The sequence below is a fragment of the Oceanirhabdus sp. W0125-5 genome, from assembly GCF_027938815.1.
GTDB lineage: Bacteria > Bacillota > Clostridia > Clostridiales > Clostridiaceae > Oceanirhabdus.
The window spans coordinates 3,329,171-3,355,858 of the sequence record NZ_CP115913.1; the positions used below are offsets into that span (position 1 = coordinate 3,329,171).

Below are 26,688 nucleotides of genomic sequence, written 5' to 3' on the forward strand. Positions count from 1 at the left end.
TATAAAACATATTTTAGAGTCAATCACCTCTATGTAAAAAATAATTGTACAAGTTAATAGCGACATACTGTTGTCGCTATTAAATGCTATAATTAATATATATTTACATGTTAGGAGGGGAGTTACTATGTATGATAGTCATTTTTACACACTAAATGGGGTATGCCCATGCAAAATTGAAGAGACTGTAGTGGAGCGAGCGGCACAAATATTTGAGAAATTTCCTGATCCTATGTCTTTTGCGATTGAGATGAATAGAGAGAACGTAATCGGAAAGGGTTTCTGGTACAGTGTAGATGAGAATACAATTTTCATTACGAAGATATCAGCGGAAGAATGTGGTGGTGGTTGCTCAGATAATAACACACTAGTAGGACGACATTGTCACTGTGACCACTACAACCACTCCAAAGAGAAACATCCTAAATACTATTGTAAGTGCGCTGCAGAGTTCTATCGTCCTTTGTTCGGACCATTATTCGGAGAAAATGTATTGATGGAGCCTTATGAGACCGTATTATCTGGGGACAATCAATGTACCATAGCAGTGCGTTTGGGAAAATTTGAATCCCCCGACTAATTAATTAGTCGGGGGTAGTTTTTTTTTGTTGAATCACTATGACTAATCCTTTCGTATAGTATATACTGCTGTAACAGTACCATCGAACCTTACAAAGGAAATTCTCATTTCTGATTCGGTTACTTCAGTTCTGATTGCAATATATTTATCTTGATTTTCAGTGGGACCTCCACCTAATATTAATGGAAAAGTAAATTCTTTATTATCGTGTTTTACTACTGCTGGAACATGAGTGTGACCAGCAAAAACTGCATCAATTTTCATTTTATTTAATATATCACACCAATTTTTTTGATAAGTTTTAAAAACTGCTGCTCCTGCATTGCTATACTCATCCAAGGGAATATGGACAAATACGATTCTATATTTTGCATTTTTATATGCATCACTATCATATATAGATTTGAGCCATTTTGTTTGAAGCTTTCTATAATTTTCGAAATCTACTAATCCGCTATATTCCTGGTGTGAATCTAGTTTGTCTTCTCCAGAATCTAAGACTACAGCGAATATTGGTCCTAAGCTAAAGGTGTAATAATGATTATTATTAGGAAGCGCTATATAGTTCGATAACTCTCTTGCTGCACCACCTCTTGTTTCATGGTTACCTCGAACAAAATAAAATGGTTTTTCACCATTGGTAGTAACAGATAACGGACTTAAAATTTTATCTACTATATCAGAAGTGCTGTCTATTGTATTAATAATATCTCCATTTAATACAACAAAATCATAATCATCATTTGGTAGAAATTTTTCATATATATTTTTATTTTCATGTACATCATTTAGTGTATAGAATATTAATTTATCTTTTGAACTTAAATTGCTGTACTTTTTGAAGCTGCTAAAGACTGTGTTTCCATAGTTAACGTTATTCTGATAAATATGTTTGATATTAGTACTGGAAACTCTGTAAATTATTAAATTATTATTAGAGATAGGTATTACTACTTTATGATATTTAGTATTAGCATTGATTAGTCCATTAGATGACATAGAAGCTTTCTTTAGATGAGCTATATCAGGTCCATATTCTACAGTAGCAGTGCTGTTTTTATCTGTGGTCCAAATTATTGCAATACGGTCCTTGTCTATAACTTGTACATTAGGACCAGAGGTTATTTTCACATTACCAAAATTCATTATTTTCATGAGTATTAATATTAAAGCAACAACTATGGCAGAGTAATAAAATATAGGAATTTGACAAATTTTTAAAGTAGGGCTAAAAAAAATAAGGATAAAAAATAGCACAATGATAAACAAATATGGTGTTGGGGATTTTAAATAAGAGGTTACTAAATATTGTGACCCCTCCATCCTGCTAAATAAGTAAGTACTAAAGGATGATAATAATACTCCAAGTATTATTGGAATAACAATATTTGAAATAGATACTGGATTAATAATTTTTTTAGGTTTGTTAATTAAAAGAATAAAAAGTATAAGAGAATATATAAAATACCCAGTGTATATGCTAAATAATAGAGTTGAAAATGGTAATTGATTAATAAATGGTGTCTTAGTATCTCTATCTATGAAATACCAAAAGGGTCTCATTGATAAAAAAATCAGTATATTATAGATAGATAAAGTTAAAGTAAATGTAAAAAAACTAATAATTAGGGTTTTTGGTAACTTACTTTCCATTTTTGCCTCCTTGTAATTATATTATATTTTATTATTTGATGATAATAAAAAGAAGCAAATACTATAAATATAGAAAATTCATTGATACTTATGAAGATTAGAAGGTATATTTAATGTTTTCTAGAATATAACAATATAAAGTTGTTTTGAATTCACGATTATTGACTATATTGTAAGGAGTGTTTTATATGTGTAATTTTGTTCTAACAGTTGGTAGTACAGCGGATATGCCATATGAGTACTTCAAAAATAGAAGTATCCCTTTTGTATGCTTTCATTATATTATTGATGGAACAGAATATTTAGATGATCTAGGACAAACTATTTCATTTGATGAATTTTATGATAGAATTGCGAAAGGATCTATGCCTACAACCTCTCAGGTGAACGTTGGGGAATTTATTAATTTTTTTGAACCATATTTGAAAGATGGAAAGGATATCCTTCACATTTCTTTTTCATCAGGGTTATCAGGATCTTACAATTCTGCATGCATTGCACGAGAGGATCTTCTATCAAGATATCCCGATAGAAAAATATTGATTGCAGATTCCTTAGCAGCATCATCTGGGTATGGGCTTCTCATAGATATGGCTGCAGATATGAGGGATAATGGAGGAAAAATTGAAGAGATATACTCTTGGATAGAAGAAAACAAGCTTAATGTGCACCATTGGTTTTTTTCTACTGATCTTACACATTATAAACGTGGGGGCCGAATTTCAGCAACATCTGCTGCTGTTGGAAACCTGCTGAACATTTGCCCGCTTTTAAACATGAGCTTTGACGGTAAACTAGTTCCTCGAAAGAAAGTTAGAGGTAAAAAACATATTAGAGCCGAAATTGTACGAATGATGGAAGAACATGCGAATAACGGTAAGGAGTATTCAGGGAAGTGTTTCATCTCTAATTCAGCATGCTATGATGATGCACAGATGGTGGCTGATTTGGTTGAGGAAAAGTTTCCTAATCTTAATGGTCCCGTTATGATAAACAATATTGGAACTGTAATAGGTTCTCATACTGGTCCCGGAACTGTAGCCTTATTCTTTTTAGGTGATAAGCGAGAAGACTGATTGAATAAATATGAAAGGTAGAAACATATGAATATCTTACAAATTGGAATATTGATTTTTACCATTATTGAGTTTGGCAATATAATGACATTATACTTTAATCCAGGTTCGCAGATTGGTAATGGAGTAGGAGTATTTAATGCATGGGAAAAATCGAAGCGAGATAATCAAATACATGAATTTATTAAATACTTAGTTTATTGGGTAGCTGGTGCTAAGTTGATTTTTATTATGATGGCCATAGTGGTTATTATATTTGGTAATCAAATGACACAAATATTTACAGTTGTTGCATTAATAATCTCAATACTATCATTTTATTGGAGATTGTTCCCAATGATAATTAAAATGGACAAAAGGGGAGAAATTACTCCTAAAGGTTACTCAAAAGCTTTAGGAATAATGATAACTGCATTTATTATAGGCTTTTCTGTTGTTTTAGTAATAGCTTTAATATAGGAAACGGATTATGAATCTGATTATATCACAGAAAAAGTTAAAGAATTTATTAAAACACTGAAATAAAAATCATGTATTAAAAAGAAGGAGTAAATTATATTAAAATAATTTGCTCCCTCTTTTTAAGGAAAGTATAAATAATTCTCTCTAATATACATACAATATTTATAAAACATATAGAGAGGAGAAATAATATGCCTTGGAAACGCGGAAGAATAAGACTAGATGATGGTTCTACTTATCCTGCTGAAATGTTGGTTAAAGATAATGGGGAAGTATGGAATGTTAAGATTAATAAGGGGAGCGAAAGCGTAACCGAAATAGATGCAAATAGATTTGCAGCTATGTTAGATAAAACTGTAGAAGAAGTTTATCCATTTACATACGAGTTGGATGAATTAGAATAAAAGTAGCAGTAGAGAAATTTCTCTACTGCTATTTTTAAATATATAATTATGTTAAGATACCTAACAAGTACTTTCTACTTAATTTTATGGCTATATAATATTATTCAAAAAAGGAAATTCAAGGTAGATGCAGAATAAGTAATATAAAGATAAAAGTCTAACTACGTAGATAAAATATATTTTAAGTAGATTTTTATCAATTAATTAATTTTTGTGAGAGGGGAGGAAAATATGAGAATTAAAGCTAATAAATTTGCATTTATATATGCATCTTTACCAGCACTAGGTGGATTTATAGGAGCAAGCTTTGCAGGAAAGCAAAGTACGAATTTAATTCTTGGATTTATAGGCTTTACGGTAGTTCTGTGGTTTATCTTTGGCATCTCGTTAATTAAAGAGATTGAGGTACAGGGTAGTGAATTAATCATTAGAAAATTCTTTATTTCAAAGGAAAAAAGAATTAATAATATTCTTGATATTGATTTCTCAAAAGGAAAAATCAATGTTTCTACAACAGATGGTAAAAACTTTGAATTAAATTCTAAATATTTTAATGAAAACGACTTAAAAGAATTTAATGAATATGTAGTCGCTCACGTTAACTAAAGTTCTCTCCCTCTTTTTGAGGAGATATTTTTTGAAAATAATAATGAGCTATGCCTTTGGTTTAGGAATAGCTCATTATAACTAAAAATTTAATACTTGCATTTTAAATACTTAATTATTAATATTAGAAGTTCTTATACATTCATTAATATTTTTTGTGCATTAGTAAGTAATTCATTAATTTCAACTAATTGTCCAATTTCTGTATAATTTTTAAGATGTATACCGTTTAAGAATATCTCCATCTTTTTATATCTACAATCATTATGCAGCTCCTTTATCAATTCTTTAAGTTCATCCACTAAAAGCTCCTTATTATCTATAAACTTTTGTGCTATTACCTTCCTATCTTTTATGTAGCTAACAACAAACAGTCTACATGTTTTCGAAATAGATATATATTCTTTAGTATCAAATGGCGATAATACAGCAGATTGTTCAACTAAAAATGTTTCTTTTGGGGAAAAAGTAATACTAATAAATTCAATAATTGCTCGTTTTTCAATCCCCATTGCATCATCATCAATTAATACAAAAATCTCTGGTTTTAAGAATCTTTTCACATTAGACCTAATTTTACTTAATACCTCACACTTAATTTCTTTAAATATCGATCCTAACTCAAAAATATTAACGTAAAAAGGAATGTTCGGATATGAGGTAAGAGTATTAAAATGGTATTCTATCAACTTATCCTCATTATTTACTTTAACTATCATTTTATTATCTCTTAAAACAATAAATAATTTATCTCTCATGGATTACCTCGCTAAAATTATGTATTTTATTTTCTAATATTGTAAAATATAGCATAAAAATTTAATCAATACAAGATTTATATAGCAAAAACGTTAATTCGGAATATTTTTTTTGCTCCCTCTTTTTGAAACCATCCATTTCATTCTTTTTATCCTTTCTCCCTCTTTTTTATCAATTAATTCTCTAATTTTTAAAACACAATATTACCAACGTTTTCTTACAATTTCTATCCATTTTACATAAACACCCATTTACACCATATAAACACAACATGCTATTTATATTCAATATAATAAAAGTTATATTGAATATAAATTGTTTACACACTAAAGTAATTCGTTGTAAACATGCGTATACATACCATTTACGTGTACTTGTATACATGTATACAATATGTATACAAATTTCATAAAGTGTGTTATAATAAATTTGAGAGAAAATGATGAAAATATAAGAATAAAACCGAGCATAGGAAAAGAGGGAGGAAAAATCAAAATGAGTGATTCCATATTGAGTGTTAGAGTTAGTGATGAGTTTAAACAGAAGTTTATAAATATGGCCCAAAGTACCGGGGTAAATAACAAGGAATTTTTGCAGAATGTAATTAATGCGTACGAAGTTAATAAAAGTGTAGAAGGGGATAGGTTTTTCTACAGTGATATAGAAGAAATGCAGATGTTGAGTAGTAGAGTTAATGAATTATATTTGAATATTATTGAAAAATCCAAAATAAGAGAAAAAGAAAAAGAGGGAAGAATAAAAGAAACCATTGAAGAGAAAGATAGGATAATAACAGATATTCAAGAAGAAAAGAAGAAACTCTTAGAAAAGATTGAAAAAATTGAGAATATAAAATCCGAAAACGATAGAGTTAAAAAGGATCTAAAGAAAATTAAAGAAGATAATGAAAGCTTAAAAAGTTTAAACTCTTTATTAAAAGAAAAAAACACTTCTCTTTCTGAAAAACTACATATAAATGAAGATAAAATAAAAAAGTTTGACTCTTTGAATAAAGAGGTAAATGAATTGAGCGAAGTTAATAAAGATATACAAAAGAAGTTTGAGATGGAAAAGATAAAATTAGAAAGTAAAGCTATGGAATTTGAAAGATTTCAAAAAGATTTAAATGAAAAACTAAATACTCAAAAGGATATGTATGATAGAAAAATTGAATTATTAATTGAGAGAAATGAAATAGATATTGAAAGAGAAAAGCTAGCGCAAAAAGAGGGAGCAACAAAAGAGTTCGAAAAGCAAAAAACTCAATATGAGCTGAAAATAGAAACATTGCTTAAAGAAAAAGAAGAGAAGTTTATTAAAATTTCAGAACTAGAACAAGAAATAATCAGTCTAAAACATCAACTTAAGGAAAAAAACAAAGAATAAGGAGAATGCTGCTCTTAATAGAGCAGCATTCATATAAGTACTTAAAGCTTGGACTAAACTATCGTTTAGTCTTAATAATAAAGAAGATAAGGTTCAAGCCTGATAATCCAACAAGGATATAAACGGCTCTTTCCAATATAGGTGCTATGTTACCAAAAAGGAAATATACTAGGTTGCATCCACATACCCCATAGACTCCCCAGCAAATAGCACCTATAATTACTAGAATAAAGGAAATCTTATCAAATAAACTGCACTTATACATTGTTTTCCCCCTAGAATTGTGTTTATAATAAAATATATTTCAAAAACAAAAAAATATGACTATTTCTAAAAAAAAATAGTAACACATTTACCATTTCTTAATATATAATTTAAAAGAAAGTGTTACATTTATTTTTACGAATATAATTATTTATTATTTTAAAAATGTATGTTATAATACGAATGATAACACTTATTTAAGATAAAACGGAGGTAATTATGAGATCTACATATAAATCACCATTAAATACTAGATATGCATCAAAAGAAATGTCTTACATATTCTCTGATGATATGAAGTTTAAAACTTGGAGAAAATTATGGCTTGCTTTAGCAGAATGCGAAAAGGAGCTTGGTATTAATATCACAGACAAAATGATCGCTGAATTAAAAGAGAATGTTGAAAACATAAATTATGAAGTTGCAGAAGCGAGAGAAAAAGAGGTTAGACATGATGTTATGAGCCATGTCTTCGCATATGGAGAACAATGTCCAGAAGCTAAAAAAATTATACATTTAGGTGCAACTTCATGTTTTGTAGGTGATAATGCCGATCTTATTATCATGAGAGACGCTCTTAAATTAATTAGAAAAAAACTTGTTAATGTAATGAAATATCTTTCAGATTTTGCTATGGAATATAAAGATATGCCTACATTAGGGTTTACTCACTTTCAACCTGCTCAACTTACTACAGTAGGTAAAAGAGCAACTTTATGGCTGCATGAATTATATCTGGATTATGAAAAACTAAACTATATTTTAGATAGCTTAAAAATGAGAGGCGTTAAAGGTACAACAGGTACTCAAGCAAGTTTCCTTGAACTATTTGACGGTGATGGAAAAAAAGTTAAAGCTCTTGATGAAATGGTTTCTAAAAAACTTGGATTTGATAAAACTTATCCTGTTACAGGACAGACTTATTCAAGAAAGATTGATTCCATGGTCTTAAATACATTAAGCGAAATTGCACAAAGTGCTTATAAATTCAGTAATGATATTAGATTACTTCAAAACATGAAAGAGATAGAAGAGCCATTTGGTAAAAAGCAAATAGGTTCATCTGCTATGGCATACAAAAGAAATCCTATGAGAACTGAGAGAATGGGTGCTTTATGCAGATACATAATAGTAGACTCTCTAAATCCTGCTATAACTGCTTCAACTCAATGGTTTGAAAGAACATTAGATGATTCAGCTAATAAAAGAATAGCTGTTGCTGAAGCATTTTTAGCTCTAGATGGTGTACTAAACTTATATTTAAATGTAACAGAAAATATGGTTGTATATCCTAAAGTTATTGAATCTCACGTAATGGCTGAACTTCCATTTATGGCAACAGAAAATATTTTAATGGAATGCGTAAAAAGAGGTGGAGATAGACAAGAACTTCATGAGAGAATTAGAATGCATTCAATGGAAGCTGCAAGTAAGGTAAAAGTAGAAGGTAAGAAAAATGATCTTATTGAGAGAATCATTAGTGACGAATATTTTAATATGAGTGAAGATGAGATTAAATCAATATTATCACCAGAAAAGTTTACTGGTAGAAGTGCTGATCAAGTTGTTGAACTTATTGAAGAATATATCAATCCTATTCTTGAAGAAAATAAAGATATTATTGGAATGCAGGGAAGTGTTTCAGTTTAAGATTATCGCCATAACTCATTTGAGTTATGGCTTTTTATAATACTAATCTTCTTTAAGTATAACGCATAAAGATAATGATTAAGTAATATACTATATTGTCATGCAAACCAAAAGGAGTGATGGTTTTGAACTTTGATGACATGATTAAAATTGCAGACAATCTAGTAAATCCCAGAATCTTAACTAGCACCTGTGAGGTTGCCTCTGTTGGATGTGTTCTTTTAACTGATAAAGGAAACTTGTATACAGGGATTGATCTTGATATGGCATGTGGAATAGGATTTTGTGCTGAACACTCAGCAGTCGCACAGATGATTTTAAATAATGAAACAAGAATAAATAAAATAGTTGCAGTAGGAAAAAAACACAGAGTAATTCCTCCATGTGGAAGATGTAGAGAATTATTGTATCAGATTGATAATAATAATCTTGAAACGGAAATTCTTGTTAATGAGAATGAAGTCAAGATTTTAAAGGATATTTTACCTTTTCAATGGAAGTAAAAGTATAGGTACAGAATAATTATAATTATTCTGTACCTATACTTTTTATGTAAAGTTTGTAATAATATAGTTGTAGGTAGTCAATACCTCAAGCGCGCGTGGATGGTAAATAATCATGAAAGGGGGATGATTGAAATGAGAATAATGAGGTGGTGTTCAATCTAACTGTTTACAGTTTTAGATTGAATCAATAAAGCTCGAAAATATACATGAAAGGAGCTGATGATAATGTGGAAATTAAGGTGGTTTAAACAATAGTTATAACTAAATAAATAGGGTGGCTTTATAAAGTCACCCGCTACTCTTGACTTTAAAACGGCTATATGCCGTTTTATTTTTTTAATAATAACTTCACAAATTATAAATTTTAAAGGAATACTCAATAATAACTTAGGACAATATTTTAATAGAAAGAAAAATTTTACTTAGATACACTTAGATATTAGTAAAAACATCTCTATTTATATCGATTACATTATTAGCAAAATCCAAAATTGAATCGTTGTGACTAATTATGATAATTATTTTATTTTTCTTTAATGATAACAAAATGTTTTCTAATTTTTTTATACTATTCTCATCCAGAGCAGAAGTAGGTTCATCCAATATCAGCACATCAGGGTCTTTTAAAAGAGTCTTAATGATTGAAATTTTCTGTTTCTCACCACCTGAAATATTAGTATTATTTTCATCAAGTATAGTATCTAATCCATTTGAAAAGTTTTTTGTTAAGGAATTTAAACCTAGTTCATTACAGTAATTAATTATTTTCTCATCTTTTATAAGTTTATTGTTATTCAAAATCAAATTACTTCTCAAAGTATCATTTAATAAGGTTGGCTCTTGCTCTGTTATTCCTATTTTGTTATTCCTCAATTCATACATGTCGATATCTTCAAGTTTGACACCATCGAAAAGAATGTTTCCTTTGTAATTTTGTTCAATACCTAACATCAGTTTAATTAATGTACTTTTCCCACTCCCGTTAAGCCCTTTTAAGCAGTATATTTTTCCTTTCTCAAAATAATAATTAAAATTAGCTATTATTTTTTGTTTTTCGCTATAAGAAAATTCAATATTCTCTAATTTAATATTGTTTATTTGATTTAAAACTATAGTCCCGTTATTCTCATTAGGTATCTGCAATATTTCTATTACTCTATTATAGGAAACCAGTACCCTCTGATATATACCTCCAAATTTTACAAAGTACTGAATAGATGCAAATGCCATATTAAAATAGAGATTCATTATTGTAAACTCTCCAACTGTTAAGTTTCCATTATATATTTCTAGACCACCATACAAAAATAAGATTACGTTTGCGATACTATCAACACAATCACTGATGTTTTCATATAATGAGTTTACTCTAATCAACTTCATTATATAAGAAAAGAAATCTTCAAATATCACTCTTATCTTTGTATTCATATAAGAATAAAGAGAATTTAATTTTATAAACTGTATATTGTTAATTTGTTGATTAAGACTTGCAACATACGAGTTATCTTTCTCTATATAATTATGCCTACAAGAATACAATCTTTGTCCAAATAATTTATATATTACTATATATATGGGTATTACAATTAATAGTATAGATGCTACTTTATAATTTAATTTAAACATTATTACAAAAGATGTTAAACATGTGAATATTTTAATTATTAAATTTATAACTTCACTTATGCTGAAATAAATAAGTTCACTAGAATCCATTCTTATTCTTTGAACTAAGTATACTGAATTTGTATTTCTAAAAAATGAGAGTGGTAATTTTCTTATATGTTCTATTAAATAAAGGTTGATACCATTAACTGACCTACTATATATCTTTTCATAAACAATACTTTTAAAGTACGATGAAAAACAACCAATTACTCCAATTACTAAAATTGCTTTTGTGTAAAAATATATATCTAATTTATCTTTAATACTGACTAATAAATCTATGTATTTTCCGCTCAAATAAGGAATTGTTATTGAAACTATCCATGAAACAAGAATCAAACTCAAATACTCAAAATAGCATTTTTTATGATTTAAAAAAAATCTTTTGCAAAACTTAATTATTTTCATATATATCCTCCTTCTTTTATATATAATTAGTAACATCTTAGGTAAAATTCTATTATTAATTTTAAAATTATTAGTTGTCATCAATTCATTTCTGGGATATAATGTATATTATAACATTAAATGGGAGGAAATTGTATATGTTATCTAAAAAACAGGAAATTTTAAGTTATTTTAAATATCTGCAAGATAAAAAGCCACTTGCAAAACTATTTAGAACAGATAATTTTAGTTATATTTTTGATACTGGAACAGGAAAAGTAGTGCAGTGTAATGATATTGAATTTACTATTTTAGATATAATTCTTTCTAAAAAAAATTTAGAAGAAAGTATGAATAAATTATCAGCAAATATAAATGAAAAAGATTTTTTTACTGCAATGGAAAATGTTTATAATGCTATTAAAGAAGAAGATTTATTAAATGTCGAGGTTGAACGAAAATTTCATTCGCCAGGACATTTTAATAATTTAGATCAAGAGATAAATCATAACTTAAGACAAATTATGCTTGAAGTTACAGAAAGATGTAACTTAAGATGTCATTATTGTACTTATAACGATGAATATGTTCCTGCAAGAAATCATGGAAGTAAGGACATGTCTTTAGAAGTAGCATATTCAGCTATTGATTATCTTGCTGCACATGGAAGCAAGGAAGAAGTTTACATTTCCTTTTATGGAGGGGAACCCCTGTTAATGTACGATTTGATTAAAAAAAGTGTTGAATATGCAAAAAAAACCATTAAGGCAAAAAAAATCAATTTCAATATAACCACAAATTTAACCCTGATAACTTCTGAAATAGCTGAATTTTTTAGCTCAATCAAAAATTTTTGTGTTGTTGGAAGTTTAGATGGACCAAAACATATTCATGATAAATTTAGACAAGACATTAATGGTATTGGAAGTTTTGATAAGGCATTGTCAGGTTTAAAGAAATTAGTAACTGCTTTTGATAATTCAAACAATAATAAGATATTATTAAGTATGGTTTATACACCGCCATACTCTGATAACAAACTTAAAGAAATCAAAGAATTTTTTAATAATTTAGAGTGGCTACCAGAATCGGTAGGGAACTTTATAACTTATCCAGAGCGAAACAGTATACCATTACAATACTACAATGAGAATAAACCCAGTAATACAAAAGATACTTCTTTACTTGATTGGAGTGAAAAAATATTTTTAAATAGTATTCTGAATAATGATTCTACTAAAACTTTCACTCAAGATCTTACTAATACACTTCTAACAAGGGTACATAAAAGAGAAATTTCCAATAAAGCGCACTTTTCTTTTCCTTTGAATGGATGTTGTATTCCTGGAAAACAACGTGTTTATATTTCACCTAATGGGGAAGTACGTATATGTGAAAGAGTACTGGGTGCCTGCTCTAATGGAAATGTTCTTAGTAAAATTGATACTGATAAGATAAAAAAAGTTTATGTTGATGACTATAAAGATGTATCTCTAGACACTTGTTCTAACTGCTGGATATCTAAAGTTTGTTCCCAATGTTATGCAACCTCTTTTGAAGGTGGTAAATTTAATATTGAAAAAAGAAATTCATATTGTGACAGTGCTAAAGAAAATTTTCTATCTGCTTTAAAACTATATTATAAATGTTATGAGCATAATCCTGACTCACTATTATATCTAGATACTATTAATATAATTTCTTAAATCAGATGAAAGTATATTAGTGAAAAACCACAGGATTTAGTCAAAATAATGTATCTCTTTAATTGCGTTAAATTTGATTTCGAAATGGATTACTTTATATGGTATATTTATTTAATGTTAGTAAGTAATCCAAATAAGTCAAATCCATTTTGAAGCCAATTTAAATAAATTTATTTAGAGTGAAAGGGGGAGACTAAATGAAAGTTATCACTGTTGGAAAACCAGAAGCTTCAATTGCAAAAGATTTGAAACCATGTTGGTGTTCATGTGCAAGGCACGTTGGAGTGGCAATGGATAATGCAGTAAGAAGTCAACGATAGAATTTATCACAAAACCAGAGTTCTAATACAAAATATTAGAAACTCTGGTTTTATTGTTAATAAGCAAAACCATTTAACTCCATTATCTAAATAATTAAACCTTCTGATACATTTTAAAATATTTTTTAAAGATAAGAATTAAAAACACTAGTATAAGACAAAATAAGGGAAAGTAGATATTCTCAAATAGCAAGGAGGTTTTTATGTGACAGTAGAGAATAGTGTAAAAGTTATTCCTCTAGGCGGACTAGGCGAAATTGGAAAGAACATAACTGCAATTGAGTATGAAGACGAAATAATTGTTATAGATTCAGGGATAGCTTTTCCAAGTGAAGAAATGTATGGAGTAGATTTAATAATCCCTGATATAACTTATTTATTAGATAATTCTTCAAAAGTTAAAGGTATTTTTCTTACTCATGGTCATGAAGATCATATAGGAGCTTTACCATATATATTAAAACAGTTAAACGTGCCAGTTTATGGAACGAAGTTAACTTTAGGTATATGTGAAAACAAATTAAAAGAACATAATATACTTGCAGATTGTGAACTGAATGTTGTAGAGACAGGCGATATTGTTGAACTAACTAATCTAAAAGTTGAATTTATTAGAAATACACATAGTATTGCAGATGCCTGTAGCATTGCAATACATACACCTCTTGGAGTAATTTTTCATACTGGTGATTTTAAAATTGATTATACGCCAGTTGATGGTTTGCTAATGGATTTAGAGCGTATTGCAACTTTAGGAAAAGAGGGAGTTCTCTTACTTTTAGCTGACAGTACTAATGTAGAACGTGAAGGTCATACTAAGTCTGAGAAATCAATAGGAGAAACATTAAATAGACTTTTCCTAAATGCTAAAGGGAGAGTTATTGTTACAACCTTTGCTTCTAATATTCATAGAATGCAACTAATTATTAATGCCGCTGTTATGTATGGAAGAAAGATAGCTTTTAGCGGACGAAGTATGGAAAGTATAGCTAAGGTAGCCAAAGAGTTAGGATATCTTAATATTTCAGAAGAGGATATTATTGGTTTAGATGAATTAAATAATTATACAAATGAGCAAATAACAATTATATGTACTGGAAGCCAAGGTGAACCAATGGCAGCATTGTCCAGAATAGCATTCTCAACTCATAGACAAATTAGTCTTCAACCAAATGATTTGTTTATTGTATCAGCGTCACCTATTCCAGGAAATGAAAAATTAATTTCTAGGGTTATTAATCAACTGTATAAGAAAGGTGCTGACGTTATCTATAAAGGTTTAGAAGATGTTCATGTCTCAGGTCATGCACAACAAGAAGAATTAAAATTAATTCATACATTAGTTAAACCTAAGTATTTTATGCCTGCACATGGCGAATATAGACATTTAAAACATCATGGTAATTTGGCAAACAGACTGGGAATGGATAGAGATAATATTTTCATGATGGAAACAGGCGATGTTTTAGAGTTGACAGATACAGAAGCAAACATAACTGGTAGAGTTCACACTGGCAATGTTCTTGTTGACGGTCTTGGAGTTGGAGATGTAGGCAATCTGGTTCTTAGAGATAGACGTCAATTAGCTCAAGATGGTATGTTAACAATAGTTGTTGCTATTGAAAGAGTTTCATATAGTATAATTTCCGGTCCAGATATTATAACAAGGGGATTTGTATATGTACGAGAGTCTGAAAATCTAATTAACGAATTAAAAGATATTGCTCAAAAGGAGTTAGAAAATTGTTTAGAAAATAAAATAATTGATTGGTATGTTTTAAAATTAAGTATGAAGAAAGCAATTGAAAAGTACATTTACGAAACTACAAAGAGAAGACCTACTGTTCTACCTATTATAATGGAGGTTTAAGTAGCAAAATCAGCCTTATGTTCAATTGAACATAAGGCTTTTTAAATTATAATACAATATGCTATTTAATTGTTTTATATATACTTAAAGCCTCTTTATACTTTCTATTATTTTCAAGATACTCAACCACCGAAAGTTTTATTGGTTTAAGATAAATTAGATATCCAATTTTTTCATAGTAGGGCATAATACTATTAACTACCTCATTGTAAAATTTCACTTCAGTAAAGTGATTCTGTTTCAAATATAAAAAATACAAAAAATTATAGTATACAGAAGATGAATATTCTTCATTAAGATATTTTTTGAATAGGTGATTTATTTCCTCCTCCATATTAAGTTCAGCACATACTTGAACAGTAGTGCATACACCTAAGATGGAATCTGGATACCATATCATGTGTTCTTTACAGAATTCATAGCATTTCTTATAGTTACCTTTCTTTAAGTAAAGTATCGCTAAATCTATATGTATTCCCATCATATCTCTGTCCAATGGAATGTTATCTAATGCTTCAAGTATAATGTTATAATGTTCTTCTGCTTTAGAATAAAAATCTAGATAATGATAACATCGACCTAGAAACTGATGGCAAAGTAGTGAATTATAGTATCTACCGCTTTTAGAATAAGTTTCAACAGCGTTTTCTAAATATATTACTCCTTTTAAGTATTCGTTATTTAGTAAATAGGCCACACCCAGTCTATAATTAATCCAGGAAGAGTCATTCATATCTTTAGCTAAAAGTAATATCTCAATTCCTTTTTCATGATCATAATAATCGTATATGTATTTTCCAGAAGCTATAAAATACACATATTTAATATCATCACTTAAAGTATGTTTTATGTTCTCTAATTTTTCAAACTCATCCTCTAATTCTTCTAAAGAAGTTTTTGAGATAAAGAACTTATATATAAATTTATAAACTAGAAATTCTATAAAATAAGGAGAAGCGGTGATAATCTCTTCAAAAACTTCAATTTCTTTTAATAACCTAGTTGCTTCAGACTCATTAAAAGTTTCAATATAGTTTCTCAGTTTTAAGAAAATAAATTTCATATTACTTATTTTTTTAATATCACCAATCTCTAATATATTAAGTTTCTTAAATAAATTTTCAATAACATCTCCTCGAAGCTTCTTCTTTCCATTTTCAAAATAACTTAAGTGACTGATTGAACATATTCCATATGAGAGAGCCTCTTGAGAAATCCCCATATCTAATCTTAAGTATTTTAGCCAACCTGCTAAACAATTATATTCAACATCATGCCCCCAAACATTTACAGTGTTCTTCATAATTTATACCTCCACGATATAATTTATTTAATTATACATTAATTATTAAAATTCAACCATATTTTCAATAAAAAGAGTGAAATAATATTTAATAACAGTAGTTAACTATATAATTTATAACACTATTTTTCAATAACATACAATTGAATATGATAAATGGTTACTGTAAAATATTATTAACAGAGAGAATAAAAAACAACTATTATAGGAGTGATACTATGGGGAATATCGATTGGAAAGAAGAAAGTAAGAGATTTGATCATGCTGCAGAATACTATGATAAATTTAGGCCTAGTTATCCAAAAGAAATAATTGATAGCATCATTAAAGAATCAAATATTAATGAACACTCACAACTACTAGAAATTGGTGCTGGTAGTGGAAAAGCAACGGAGTTATTTGTTAAAAGGGGACTAAAAATTCACTGTATAGAACCTGGAGAAAATCTAGCGAGAATTGGAGAAAAGAGATTTAAAGATACAGGTAGAGTATCTTATGATATTAAACGCTTTGAAGAGTGGGAAGGGGAGAAAGAATCCTTTGATTTAATTTATTCTGCTCAAGCTTTTCATTGGGTACCACAACCTGAAGGTTTTGAAAGTTGCAGTAGATTACTGAAAGAAAGCGGAAAACTAGCTCTGCTTTGGAATGTTTACATTAGTAATGATACAAAATTAGATAGTGAGCTCATGGAATTATCAGATTTCTATGGAGGGTTATTTGCTCTGTATTCAAAGGAAGAAGCAGAGGCACTAATGAATAATAGAGGAGAAAAAATTAGAGAAAGTAATCTCTTCAGTAATATAAAGATGATAAAAAGTTATTGGGAAAAAGTATATTCACTAGATGAGTACATAGGATTCATCAAAACCAGTAATGGTTATTTAAGATTAAATGTAACTGATAGAATAAAAGTAGAAGAGGATGTAAAAAGAATAATAATGAATCATGGAGGTACAGTAGTTAGACCTTATATTACATCTCTTTATCTAGCTGATAATAAATAGTCTATTAATATTGAAGGAGGATATTCGAATGGTAGATTCAAAAGGATGGGAATGGGAAAAAGCAAATCAATCGCCATGGTTGAAACCAACTGATTACTGTTATTATCTTGCTAACAAATGGTCAGAGTTAGGTTATAAAAAGGTTTTAGATCTAGGTGCTGGATTAGGACGACATTCTATATTTTTTGCACAACAAGGATTTGATGTATCAGCAATAGATATTTCTGATTATGCAGTGAATTATTTGAAAGAATGGTCTCAAAGAGAAAATTTAGATATTGATATAAAGCTAGGAGATATTATGAGTTCTTTACCTTATGCGGATAATTCCATTGACTGTATATTTGCATATCATGCTATTTCTCACACTGATACAACAGGTATAATAAAACTTGTAAGTGAAATAGAACGAGTACTAAAGCCAGAAGGAGAAGTGTATACATCAATGTGCTCTAAAGAGGGGTGGGAGTTTGTCAAAGCTGGGTATCCCAAGATAGATGAAAATACGGTAATAATTAAAGAAGATGGACCAGAAAAAGATGTACCACATTTTTTTGCTAATCGCGAAGATATTTTAAATCTGTTTAATAATTTTGATATCCAACTAATACGTCATATTGATTATTGCTATTTAAATTCTGAAAAATCTGATAGTAAATATTATTATATAAATGGACGTAAAAAATAGGGTTTAATAAAATATTCAATTGCTAGATCCACCTTATACCAGCTCATAATAATATATTCTGGTACAAAAGGGATTCTACGTCATACTTTATAGTATAGTAATTATTAAAGGATATGTTATGAGATCAATCGAAATAAATGAAACTGAATATTCCATGATGCCCTTAAGGATGTATAGTGAATTTTTATATCTGCCTTTATACGAAAGAGTTAAAGAATTTGACTTTATAGATTTCAATGATATGTTTTGTGAAGATTCTATTTTGCCTTTTAATAAATATATACAGAAGAAGAGTAATGATTTACCTTTTCAACATGCCACTGATTATCATAAAGAGTTTTTTGCTACTTTTAATCCTGAAGATAATGATGGTTTAATCTCCACAGATGAAGGGATGATATAATTAAAAGAACATATGAATTGTATAGTTAAAATAATAAAATTGCACTTAAGAGTGCAATTTTATTATTTTGCTAGTAAAGCATCTATTTTTTCTTTATCCAAACCAACTACAGCTTCATCATCAATAATTATTGTCGGTACTCCCATAATACCTCTTTTCATTAACTCTTTTCTAGCGTCTGCGTCAGTTTTTACATTTCTTTCAACAAACTCTACACCTTTGCTTGTTAAATACGCTTTAGCCGGTGGGCAATGTGGACATGTTGGACTAGTGAATATTTCTATATTTTTCATATTAATATCCTCCTTGAATAACTTTCTATTAATAATCATTATTTGTTATACATTTATTATACCCCTTAGGGGTATAATAATCAAGAAAGAAAATTACCAATTTTAGGTGTTATATTTAATAACCTCTTACTTCCTTTAATTTACTATCAATATCTTTGATTTTCTTTCTAAGTTCAATCCAATATGTTTGTTTTCTTTGGTCATTCAATTCCTTAACAGTTTTACCTTGCTGTTCAACCCAAGTATAATATTTTAGGTTATGCCAGCGTTTTCTGTTTTTATAAGTACCTTCTTCAATATAATCCATTTTTACATTCATAATTGAGTTATATCTAACATGGCATTCTGTTTCATTTAATGGAGAGAACATTTCATCAAGATCTTTCATCACAGAGTGATATCTGTCAATAGCATCTGTACATAATGTAAAAATAACATCATCCTCATTCATATCATAATACTTTGCAGTTTTTATAGCTCCTAATAAATTACATACTCCTGATATTCCGAAAATTGAACTCAGCATTTCAACATCCTCTTCTGAAATATTAAGATGATTTATTAAGAATTCTTTTCCTACTGGATCTGTCATCACCTGAAGCATCTTTTTACATTCCATATCATCAATGCACATTATTGAATCCATATTCATTACATTATGAATCCAAGTAACATGTTTATCGCCTATTCCTTGTATATCGTGATCCCCATATCCATTATTAAAGATAGTAGGACATTGTATTGGTTCAAGTCCCACAATTTTTGTCTCTGGATATAATTCTTTTAGTCTATCACCAGAAGCTATACTTCCTGAAGAACCCATTGCAGAAATCAAAGCACTTGCTCTTCCTTTTCCAATACCTTTTTCAGCAAGCTCATGCAATACTTTATCCATTGAGTTACCTGTAACATGATAATGGAACATGTAATTACCCATAACTTCAAATTGATTCAGAATTTTATTTTTCTTGCTTTCTCCTCTAAGTTCCCAACATTTATCATAGATTTCCTTAACAGAACTCTCACATCCAGGTGTTTTGATGTATTCTGCACCATAAGCAGTTATTTTTTCAAATCTCTCTTTACTCATTAATTCTGGCAAAATAACTTTAGTATCATATCCCATTCTAGGACCTGTCCAAGAACCACCTATAGCATAGTTACCAGTAGAAGGGAAGACAATCGTATCTTCACCTGGCGTTATTTCACCATTTAACTGCTTCTCCATTGTAACAGAATACGTAGCTCCAACTTTATGACTCCCTGTTGGAAAGTGCTTACCATACATAACAACAATATTAGCTTTTACACCAGTTAATTCTTTTGGAATCACCATATAACATAGTTTGCCATCATTATCATACCAATTAATATTAAATAGATTTATTGGATCTAAAGGCGATTCAACCATAGCTTTCTTTGCTTTCTCCCTAATTTCTGGGTTAATAGTATTAGGATTTAACATTTCATCAAAAGTTGGACCCCACACATAAGTTGACATTTTATTACCCCCTTAATTATAAAATAATTAAAAATAACTTAGAAAATATGGTATAATATACCTAAAATGGATTTTATGATATAATTATAACACATGAAAAGAAAAAAACTATCAAAGTTTATTAAAAAGGAGGGTAAAATTTTGGGAATTCAAATAGTTCAAAGTAAAAAAAGATTTGAATTAAAAGATACTTTTAGATACAACTTTGATAAAAATCAATTATACGAAGCTTATAATTTTCTAAATACAATCAAAGAATGCAGCAACTCTCCACTCATCGAACTTAAAAACATGAGCAACTTCTTAGGATTAAATAAGTTATTTGTTAAGGATGAAAATAGAAGGTGTATTTTAAAATCATTCAAGATTTTAGGAGCCACATATGCTATTTCTAAGTATATATGCGAAAAGCTAAACTTAAATATTGAAAAAATCACCTTCAATGATTTAAAAAGCAAAGAGATAAAAAAACAATTAGGAGATATTACTTTTACAACTTGTTCAGATGGTAATCATGGAAGAGCAGTTGCATGGGCATGTAATCAACTAGGTTATAAATCAGTGATTTACCTTAACAAAGGAACAGATCTAGCGAGAGCAGATGCTATTAAAGATTTAGGTGGTAAAGCAATTATTACTGCCCTTAATTATGACGATACAGTTAGATATGCTAATAAGACAGCAAAAGAAAATGGATGGATTATTATCCAAGATACCTCCTGGGAAGGATACAAAGAGATTCCTATTTGGATCATGAGAGGATATTCCAAAATGGCTCAAGAGTGTATAAGTGTACTTGAAAGTGATAACACCTTACCAACTCACATTTTTGTACAAGCTGGAGTTGGTGCGATGGCAGGAGGAGTGACAGCATTTCTTTCTAATTATTTTAATGAGAACAACATGCCATTGATAACAGTTATTGAACCGACTAATGCAGCATGCTATTTTGAATCATGTTCTGCAAACGATGGACATATTCACAAAATCACCGGTGACCTTGAGAGTATTATGGCAGGTTTAGCTTGTGGAGAACCTATTAAAGAGGGTTGGGAAGTTCTAAAAAATTATGCTTCTCATTTCATTAAATGTGATGATGAAATTGCTATCCAGGGAATGAAAATATTAAAAATTCCTCTTCAAGGGGATGAGAGTATTACTTCAGGGGAATCTGGTGCTGTCTCAATGGGATTGATATATAATATAATGCTAAATTCTGAATATAAATATATTAAAGAACTACTAAATCTTGATAGTAAATCAAATATACTCATATTTAGTACAGAAGGTGATACTGCACCTTTAAAGTATAGAAAATTAATATGGGAAGTTTAAGGAGGCTATTATGAAAAAAATAAACTACTCTGAAGTTTCAAGACTTTCTAGAATATTCAAGGAGGATATGTGTGCTTTTTTAAGAGATATGATTGCTATACCCAGTGAAAGTTGTTGTGAAAAGAAAATAGTACAACGTATTAAAGAGGAAATGGAGAAAGTTGGCTTTGATGATGTAAGGATAGATAAGATGGGTAATGTAATTGGACGTATTGGTAGTGGTAGTACTGTCATAGCAATGGATGCTCATATTGATACCGTTGGTATTGGAGACATAACCTTATGGAATTATGATCCTTATAAAGGGTTTGAAACTGATGAAGTAATAATCGGAAGAGGTGCCAGCGATCAAGAGGGTGGTATGGCGTCAATGGTCTACGCTGGTAAAATCATAAAAGAATTGAATCTACTAGATGATTATACATTGTTAGTCACCGGAACAGTTCAAGAAGAGGATTGTGATGGTCTATGCTGGCAGCATATCATTGAAAAAGAAGGCATAAAACCAGAGTTTGTTGTAATAACTGAACCTACCAATTGCAACATATATCGAGGTCAAAGAGGTAGAATGGAGATCAAAGTTACAACCAAAGGATTATCCTGTCACGGTTCAGCTCCTGAAAGAGGAGATAATGCCATCTTTAAAATGGCACCAATTCTTTCTGAGCTTGAAGAACTAAACAATAGATTACATGTTGATTCCTTTTTAGGTAAAGGAACATTAACTGTTTCTGAGATTTTCTTCACATCTCCTTCACGTTGTGCTGTTGCAGACTCATGTTCTATTTCAATAGATAGACGGTTAACATGGGGTGAAACATGGGAAGGGGCGCTTGATGAAATAAGAACACTTCCTTCAATTGAAAAAGTACAGGCTATCGTTGAAATGTACGAATATGATAAACCCTCTTACACGGAGAATATATTTAAAACAGAATGTTACTTCCCAGCTTGGAAAATACCAAAAGAGCATGATATAACACAAACATTAGTAACTAGCTATAGATATTTGTTTAATGAAGAGCCTTTAGTTGATAAGTGGACATTTTCCACCAACGGAGTTTCAATAATGGGGAGATATGGAATTCCATGTATTGGTTTTGGTCCAGGAAAAGAAGAAGAGGCTCATGCACCAAATGAAAAAACCTGGAAAGATCATCTTGTAAAATGTGCATCAATGTATTCAGTAATTCCATTAGAATACTTAAAAATTAAAAATAATAAATAAATTGGGGGTTATATTATGAAAAGCATATTCAGGGGAAAACATTTTATTACATTAGAAGATTGGAACAAGGATGAAATAAATACATTATTAGAAGTATCTTCGGATTTAAAAAAGAACTTTGCTATGGGTGTTCCTACTCCGTACCTACCATTACAAACAATTTTCTTAATGTTCTTTGAACAATCAACAAGAACAAGAAACTCCATGGAAGCTGGTATTGCTCAACTAGGAGGTCATGGTAATTTCTTAGATACAAGCACAATGCAAATTGCACATGGCGAGGTCGCTAAAGATACAGCAGTTATACTTTCAAGATATGGACATGGGATAGCATGCAGAAACTGTTTTTGGGAAGTAGGAAACAAATATCTAAGAGCTATGGCTGAACATTCAACTGTACCTGTTATGAACCTTCAATGTGATTTGTATCATCCAATGCAAGGAATTGCAGATCTTATGACAATAAAAGAAAAAGTTGGAGACATGAAACGATTAAAAGTTTCAATTATATGGGCTTATGCTACTTCTCATAAAAAACCAATTTCAGTTCCATTAACACAAGCATTACTATTCCCAAGATACGGTATGGATGTAACTTTAGCATATCCAGAGGGATATGAATTACCTGATTGGGTTATTGAAAAAGCAAAAAAGAATGCTTTAGATAACGGAGGAACCTTTAAGATAACTCATAATATGGAAGAAGCATATAAAGATGCTCATGTAGTTATACCTAAAAATTGGGGTTCATGGGTAACCAACCCAAGCGAAGATGTGGTTGACGATCTATTAAATTCATATAAGAGTTGGAAGTGCACTGAAGAAATGATGTCTATTGCTGATAAAGATGTAATGTATATGCATGCTCTTCCTGCTGATAGAAATAATGAAGTAGTTAACTCTGTAATAGATGGACCACATTCTATAATCTATGATGAAGCAGAAAATAGACTACACACTGCTAAAGCAGTTATGACTTTAACTATGGGCGGAAAGTAACTATGCTTTTCGACCTTGGTTTAATCAATGGTAGGATTTATTTAAATGGAAGATGGATTGAGGGCAATTTATATTTAAAAGATGGAATTATATCTGCAATTACCAGTAATTTTTTAAATAGTAAGAATGAATATGATGTAAAAGGAAATATGGTACTGCCAGGTTTTATCGATCCACATGTTCATTTTTCATTAGATCTTGGAAAATATAAATCTGTTGAGGACTTCAAAGTTGGAGGTATGTGTGCAGCTTATGGAGGTATTACAACGATAATAGACTTTATTGAACCAGTTAAAAGTCGAGAAGAGTTGGATAAATCCTTTAAAAAAAGACTAAAAGAAGCTAAGGACTGCTGCATTGATTATGCCTTCCATTCAACTATATGTGGAATGAAAAGCAATTTAAAGGACTTTATTACAGAATGTAAATTGTTAGGTATCCCGACAATTAAGTTTTTCACCACATATTCATCAAGTGATAGAAGAACAAATGATGATATTATTTATGATTTGATCAAAGCTTCTAAAGATATGAATTTCCTCCCTCTAGCCCATGCTGAGAATGATGAACTAATTACAGAGGGAGCTTTTCCTATAAAAGTTCATGAAAAAAACAGACCTACAATAAGCGAAGTCTCAGAAGTTCTTAAATTATCCGAATATGCTGATTTTTCAGGAGGAAAAATATATATAGTTCATGTTTCAAGCGGTATTACAGTGAAAAAGGTTAAAGAAAAGTTTTCAAATATAATAAATAATAAAATATTTCTTGAGAGTTGCCCACATTACTTTTATTTCAATTCAAATGTATATGAAGAAGATGGGGGAGAATTGTATACTATGTCACCTCCATTGAGAAGCGAAAATGAAAGGGTAACCTTAATAAATAATATTGACTGGATCAACACTATAGGTACAGACCACTGCAGTTTTATGAAATCCCAGAAAAGAAATAAGTATCTAAATGATATACCAATGGGGGTAGGCGGAGTAGAAAGTTCCTTCAGAGCTATGTATTCAATTTTTGGAGAAAAAATCATTGATAAATTCACTATTGAACCAGCAAAAATTCACGGTTTATATCCTTATAAAGGAACTTTGAATATAGGTAGCCAAGCGGATATAGTTGTTTTTGACCCTAATAAGAGAAGTAATTCTTCTACTCATTATAATTGTGATTATAATCTTTACGATGAGAATTGTTTAACTGGAGAAATAGTTTCAACTATATTAAAAGGTAGATTCTTAGTCAAAAACGGAACCTTCATTGGTGGACAAGGAACTTATGTAAAAAGAGAGGTACGGTAGATGAATGTAATAATAAATGCGGATATTTATGATTTTCATAAGTATAAGACTAATGTCTTTATTATCTTTGATAAAGAGATCAAAAAAGTTGGACCTATGAGTGAATTTAAAGAAGAAGCTTTTGAATTTGAAAATATTTTAGATTTAAATGGAGGTTTATTATTACCAGCATTTATAAATGGACATACACATATATATTCTACTTTTGCTCGTGGATTGAATCTGCCATTTTCACCAAATAATTTTCAGGATATATTAGATCAGCTTTGGTGGAAGATTGATAGTAAAATTGATGAAGAAACTTTATATTATAGTGGATTAATGTATGGGCTCGAAGCTATTCACAATGGTGTAACTACAATAATTGATCACAATGCAAGTGGTGAACATATAAAAAATTCTAGTTTTACACTTGAAAAAAGTATATGTAAATCATTAAAAATGAAGGGTATCTTTTGCTATGAAACTTCAGATAGATTCCCAATTGAGGAATGTATTGAGGAGAATTTGCAGTTCTTTAAAAAACATGGTAGAAATTCTGCAGCTTTATTTGGAATGCATGCTTCAATGTCTTTAAGTGAAACCTCGCTTATGAACATTAAGAATATAATAGGTGATATTCCTATACACATACATTGTTCAGAAAGCATCGATGATGTACAGGACTCAATAGAAAAGAGCGGATTACGTGTAATTGAAAGATTAGATAAGTATAATCTTTTAAATAATAACTCTCTCATTGCCCATTGTGTTCATATTAATAATGAAGAAGCAAAATTAATGAAAGAAAAGAATATCAGAGTTGCTTTTAACGTAAATTCCAATATGAACAATACTGTAGGTTTACCTTATTATAAGTATTTCAGGGAAAATAATTTAAAAACAATTATAGGAACAGATGGATTAGGATGCAATATGGCCTATGAATATATAACTTTAGTACATTCATTTAAAAATAAACTAGGAAATCCTAATGCATTTGGATTAGGTGATCTTGTTACTCTGATCAATGATGGATATTCATATGCATCAGATCTCTTAAATATAAAATTAGGAAGAATAGAAGAAGGGTTTTCTGCTGATTTTCAAAGCTATAAATACTCACCTTTCACTGAAATCAATGAGGAAAATATTCTTGACCATGTATTTTATGGAGTGTTTTTTAATCTTAAACCTTTAAATGTGTGGAGCTCAGGTTTGCAAGTGTTAAATGAAAATCAAATAACACTCAATGTAAAGAATGAGTATAAAAGAGCACAACAAGTTAGTAAAAAACTATGGAACAGAATTAAAATGGTGTAAATATACCTTGGAGGAGTGATAA

General features: G+C 29.6%; 26 protein-coding genes. 19 read left to right on the forward strand and 7 right to left on the reverse strand.

The annotated features are described in order from the left end of the window. The first annotated feature begins 70 nt into the window (after positions 1-70). On the forward strand, positions 71-580 hold the full coding sequence (locus tag OW730_RS15345; protein ID WP_271224928.1) for a hypothetical protein: 510 nt from the start codon (positions 71-73) through the stop codon (positions 578-580). A 42-nt stretch (positions 581-622) separates the two neighbouring features. On the opposite strand, the gene OW730_RS15350 is transcribed toward OW730_RS15345, so the two are convergent. Further along, positions 623-1,726: a metallophosphoesterase family protein gene (locus OW730_RS15350; RefSeq protein WP_271224929.1), complete on the reverse strand. Its 1,104-nt coding sequence runs from the start codon at positions 1,724-1,726 to the stop codon at positions 623-625. Between the two features lie 695 nt (positions 1,727-2,421). Between OW730_RS15350 and OW730_RS15355 the strand changes: the two genes are divergently transcribed. The 4 genes from OW730_RS15355 to OW730_RS15370 all read left to right on the forward strand — a co-directional run bounded on the left by OW730_RS15355 (position 2,422) and on the right by OW730_RS15370 (position 4,781). Beyond that, the gene (locus OW730_RS15355; RefSeq protein ID WP_271224930.1) at positions 2,422-3,309 is read left to right on the forward strand and encodes a DegV family protein; all 888 of its coding nucleotides are present in this window, start codon (positions 2,422-2,424) and stop codon (positions 3,307-3,309) included. A gap of 27 nt (positions 3,310-3,336) precedes the next feature. Next, the gene (locus tag OW730_RS15360) at positions 3,337-3,768 is read left to right on the forward strand and encodes a hypothetical protein (protein WP_271224931.1); all 432 of its coding nucleotides are present in this window, start codon (positions 3,337-3,339) and stop codon (positions 3,766-3,768) included. 194 nt (positions 3,769-3,962) lie between these two features. Then, positions 3,963-4,175, forward strand: coding sequence for a hypothetical protein (locus OW730_RS15365; RefSeq protein ID WP_271224932.1), 213 nt, complete (start codon positions 3,963-3,965; stop codon positions 4,173-4,175). A gap of 231 nt (positions 4,176-4,406) precedes the next feature. After that, positions 4,407-4,781 (forward strand): hypothetical protein, encoded by a 375-nt coding sequence (locus tag OW730_RS15370; protein WP_271224933.1) that lies wholly within the window; start codon positions 4,407-4,409, stop codon positions 4,779-4,781. Between the two features lie 134 nt (positions 4,782-4,915). Here the strand turns inward: OW730_RS15370 and OW730_RS15375 are convergent, their stop codons facing one another. Then, the gene (locus tag OW730_RS15375) at positions 4,916-5,539 is read right to left on the reverse strand and encodes a hypothetical protein (RefSeq protein ID WP_271224934.1); all 624 of its coding nucleotides are present in this window, start codon (positions 5,537-5,539) and stop codon (positions 4,916-4,918) included. Positions 5,540-6,035: 496 nt separating this feature from the next. Between OW730_RS15375 and OW730_RS15380 the strand changes: the two genes are divergently transcribed. Beyond that, positions 6,036-6,926, forward strand: coding sequence for a hypothetical protein (locus OW730_RS15380; protein ID WP_271224935.1), 891 nt, complete (start codon positions 6,036-6,038; stop codon positions 6,924-6,926). Between the two features lie 58 nt (positions 6,927-6,984). Here the strand turns inward: OW730_RS15380 and OW730_RS15385 are convergent, their stop codons facing one another. Next, complete coding sequence (locus tag OW730_RS15385; RefSeq protein WP_271224936.1) at positions 6,985-7,191, reverse strand: DUF378 domain-containing protein; 207 nt, start codon at positions 7,189-7,191, stop codon at positions 6,985-6,987. A gap of 218 nt (positions 7,192-7,409) precedes the next feature. Between OW730_RS15385 and purB the strand changes: the two genes are divergently transcribed. Together purB and OW730_RS15395 are read left to right on the forward strand one after the other, a co-directional pair. Beyond that, complete coding sequence (gene purB, locus OW730_RS15390; protein WP_271224937.1) at positions 7,410-8,840, forward strand: adenylosuccinate lyase; 1,431 nt, start codon at positions 7,410-7,412, stop codon at positions 8,838-8,840. Positions 8,841-8,965: 125 nt separating this feature from the next. After that, a complete protein-coding gene (locus OW730_RS15395) occupies positions 8,966-9,343 on the forward strand; it encodes a cytidine deaminase family protein (protein ID WP_271224938.1) in 378 nt (125 codons plus the stop codon). A gap of 435 nt (positions 9,344-9,778) precedes the next feature. Here the strand turns inward: OW730_RS15395 and OW730_RS15400 are convergent, their stop codons facing one another. Then, positions 9,779-11,425, reverse strand: a complete 1,647-nt coding sequence (locus OW730_RS15400; protein WP_271224939.1) for an ABC transporter ATP-binding protein — start codon at positions 11,423-11,425, stop codon at positions 9,779-9,781. Between the two features lie 137 nt (positions 11,426-11,562). Here OW730_RS15400 and OW730_RS15405 point away from each other — a divergent pair, with 137 nt between their 5' ends. The 3 genes from OW730_RS15405 (at position 11,563) to OW730_RS15415 (ending at position 15,300) form a co-directional block, all read left to right on the forward strand. Then, the gene (locus OW730_RS15405; RefSeq protein WP_271224940.1) at positions 11,563-13,110 is read left to right on the forward strand and encodes a radical SAM protein; all 1,548 of its coding nucleotides are present in this window, start codon (positions 11,563-11,565) and stop codon (positions 13,108-13,110) included. Positions 13,111-13,307: 197 nt separating this feature from the next. Further along, positions 13,308-13,430 (forward strand): hypothetical protein, encoded by a 123-nt coding sequence (locus tag OW730_RS15410; protein ID WP_271224941.1) that lies wholly within the window; start codon positions 13,308-13,310, stop codon positions 13,428-13,430. A 205-nt stretch (positions 13,431-13,635) separates the two neighbouring features. After that, complete coding sequence (locus OW730_RS15415; RefSeq protein ID WP_271224942.1) at positions 13,636-15,300, forward strand: ribonuclease J; 1,665 nt, start codon at positions 13,636-13,638, stop codon at positions 15,298-15,300. A gap of 61 nt (positions 15,301-15,361) precedes the next feature. Here OW730_RS15415 and OW730_RS15420 read toward each other — a convergent pair whose 3' ends face one another. Beyond that, the gene (locus OW730_RS15420) at positions 15,362-16,603 is read right to left on the reverse strand and encodes a helix-turn-helix transcriptional regulator (RefSeq protein ID WP_271224943.1); all 1,242 of its coding nucleotides are present in this window, start codon (positions 16,601-16,603) and stop codon (positions 15,362-15,364) included. A gap of 218 nt (positions 16,604-16,821) precedes the next feature. Between OW730_RS15420 and OW730_RS15425 the strand changes: the two genes are divergently transcribed. The 3 genes from OW730_RS15425 (at position 16,822) to OW730_RS15435 (ending at position 18,701) form a co-directional block, all read left to right on the forward strand. Beyond that, positions 16,822-17,610 carry a class I SAM-dependent methyltransferase gene (locus OW730_RS15425; RefSeq protein WP_271224944.1) on the forward strand — a complete coding sequence of 263 codons (789 nt, stop codon included), beginning with the start codon at positions 16,822-16,824 and terminating at the stop codon, positions 17,608-17,610. Positions 17,611-17,638: 28 nt separating this feature from the next. Further along, a complete protein-coding gene (locus OW730_RS15430; protein WP_271224945.1) occupies positions 17,639-18,298 on the forward strand; it encodes a class I SAM-dependent methyltransferase in 660 nt (219 codons plus the stop codon). 118 nt (positions 18,299-18,416) lie between these two features. After that, positions 18,417-18,701, forward strand: a complete 285-nt coding sequence (locus OW730_RS15435) for a hypothetical protein (protein ID WP_271224946.1) — start codon at positions 18,417-18,419, stop codon at positions 18,699-18,701. A 62-nt stretch (positions 18,702-18,763) separates the two neighbouring features. Here the strand turns inward: OW730_RS15435 and OW730_RS15440 are convergent, their stop codons facing one another. Both OW730_RS15440 and OW730_RS15445 read right to left on the reverse strand, forming a co-directional pair. After that, entirely contained in the window at positions 18,764-18,994 is a 231-nt protein-coding gene (locus OW730_RS15440) for a glutaredoxin family protein (RefSeq protein ID WP_271224947.1), read from the reverse strand. Between the two features lie 115 nt (positions 18,995-19,109). Beyond that, the gene (locus tag OW730_RS15445) at positions 19,110-20,495 is read right to left on the reverse strand and encodes a PLP-dependent cysteine synthase family protein (RefSeq protein WP_271224948.1); all 1,386 of its coding nucleotides are present in this window, start codon (positions 20,493-20,495) and stop codon (positions 19,110-19,112) included. Positions 20,496-20,636: 141 nt separating this feature from the next. Between OW730_RS15445 and OW730_RS15450 the strand changes: the two genes are divergently transcribed. Genes OW730_RS15450 through OW730_RS15470 form a run of 5 tightly spaced genes read left to right on the forward strand, consistent with a single transcriptional unit; the run spans position 20,637 to position 26,666 of the window. Next, entirely contained in the window at positions 20,637-21,830 is a 1,194-nt protein-coding gene (locus tag OW730_RS15450; RefSeq protein WP_271224949.1) for a diaminopropionate ammonia-lyase, read from the forward strand. A 10-nt stretch (positions 21,831-21,840) separates the two neighbouring features. Next, entirely contained in the window at positions 21,841-23,058 is a 1,218-nt protein-coding gene (locus tag OW730_RS15455) for a YgeY family selenium metabolism-linked hydrolase (protein ID WP_271224950.1), read from the forward strand. A gap of 15 nt (positions 23,059-23,073) precedes the next feature. Continuing rightward, positions 23,074-24,057: an ornithine carbamoyltransferase gene (locus OW730_RS15460; protein ID WP_271224951.1), complete on the forward strand. Its 984-nt coding sequence runs from the start codon at positions 23,074-23,076 to the stop codon at positions 24,055-24,057. A gap of 2 nt (positions 24,058-24,059) precedes the next feature. Then, positions 24,060-25,364, forward strand: a complete 1,305-nt coding sequence (locus OW730_RS15465) for a dihydroorotase (protein ID WP_271224952.1) — start codon at positions 24,060-24,062, stop codon at positions 25,362-25,364. Beyond that, positions 25,365-26,666, forward strand: a complete 1,302-nt coding sequence (locus OW730_RS15470; RefSeq protein ID WP_271224953.1) for an amidohydrolase family protein — start codon at positions 25,365-25,367, stop codon at positions 26,664-26,666. Positions 26,667-26,688: the final 22 nt, after the last annotated feature.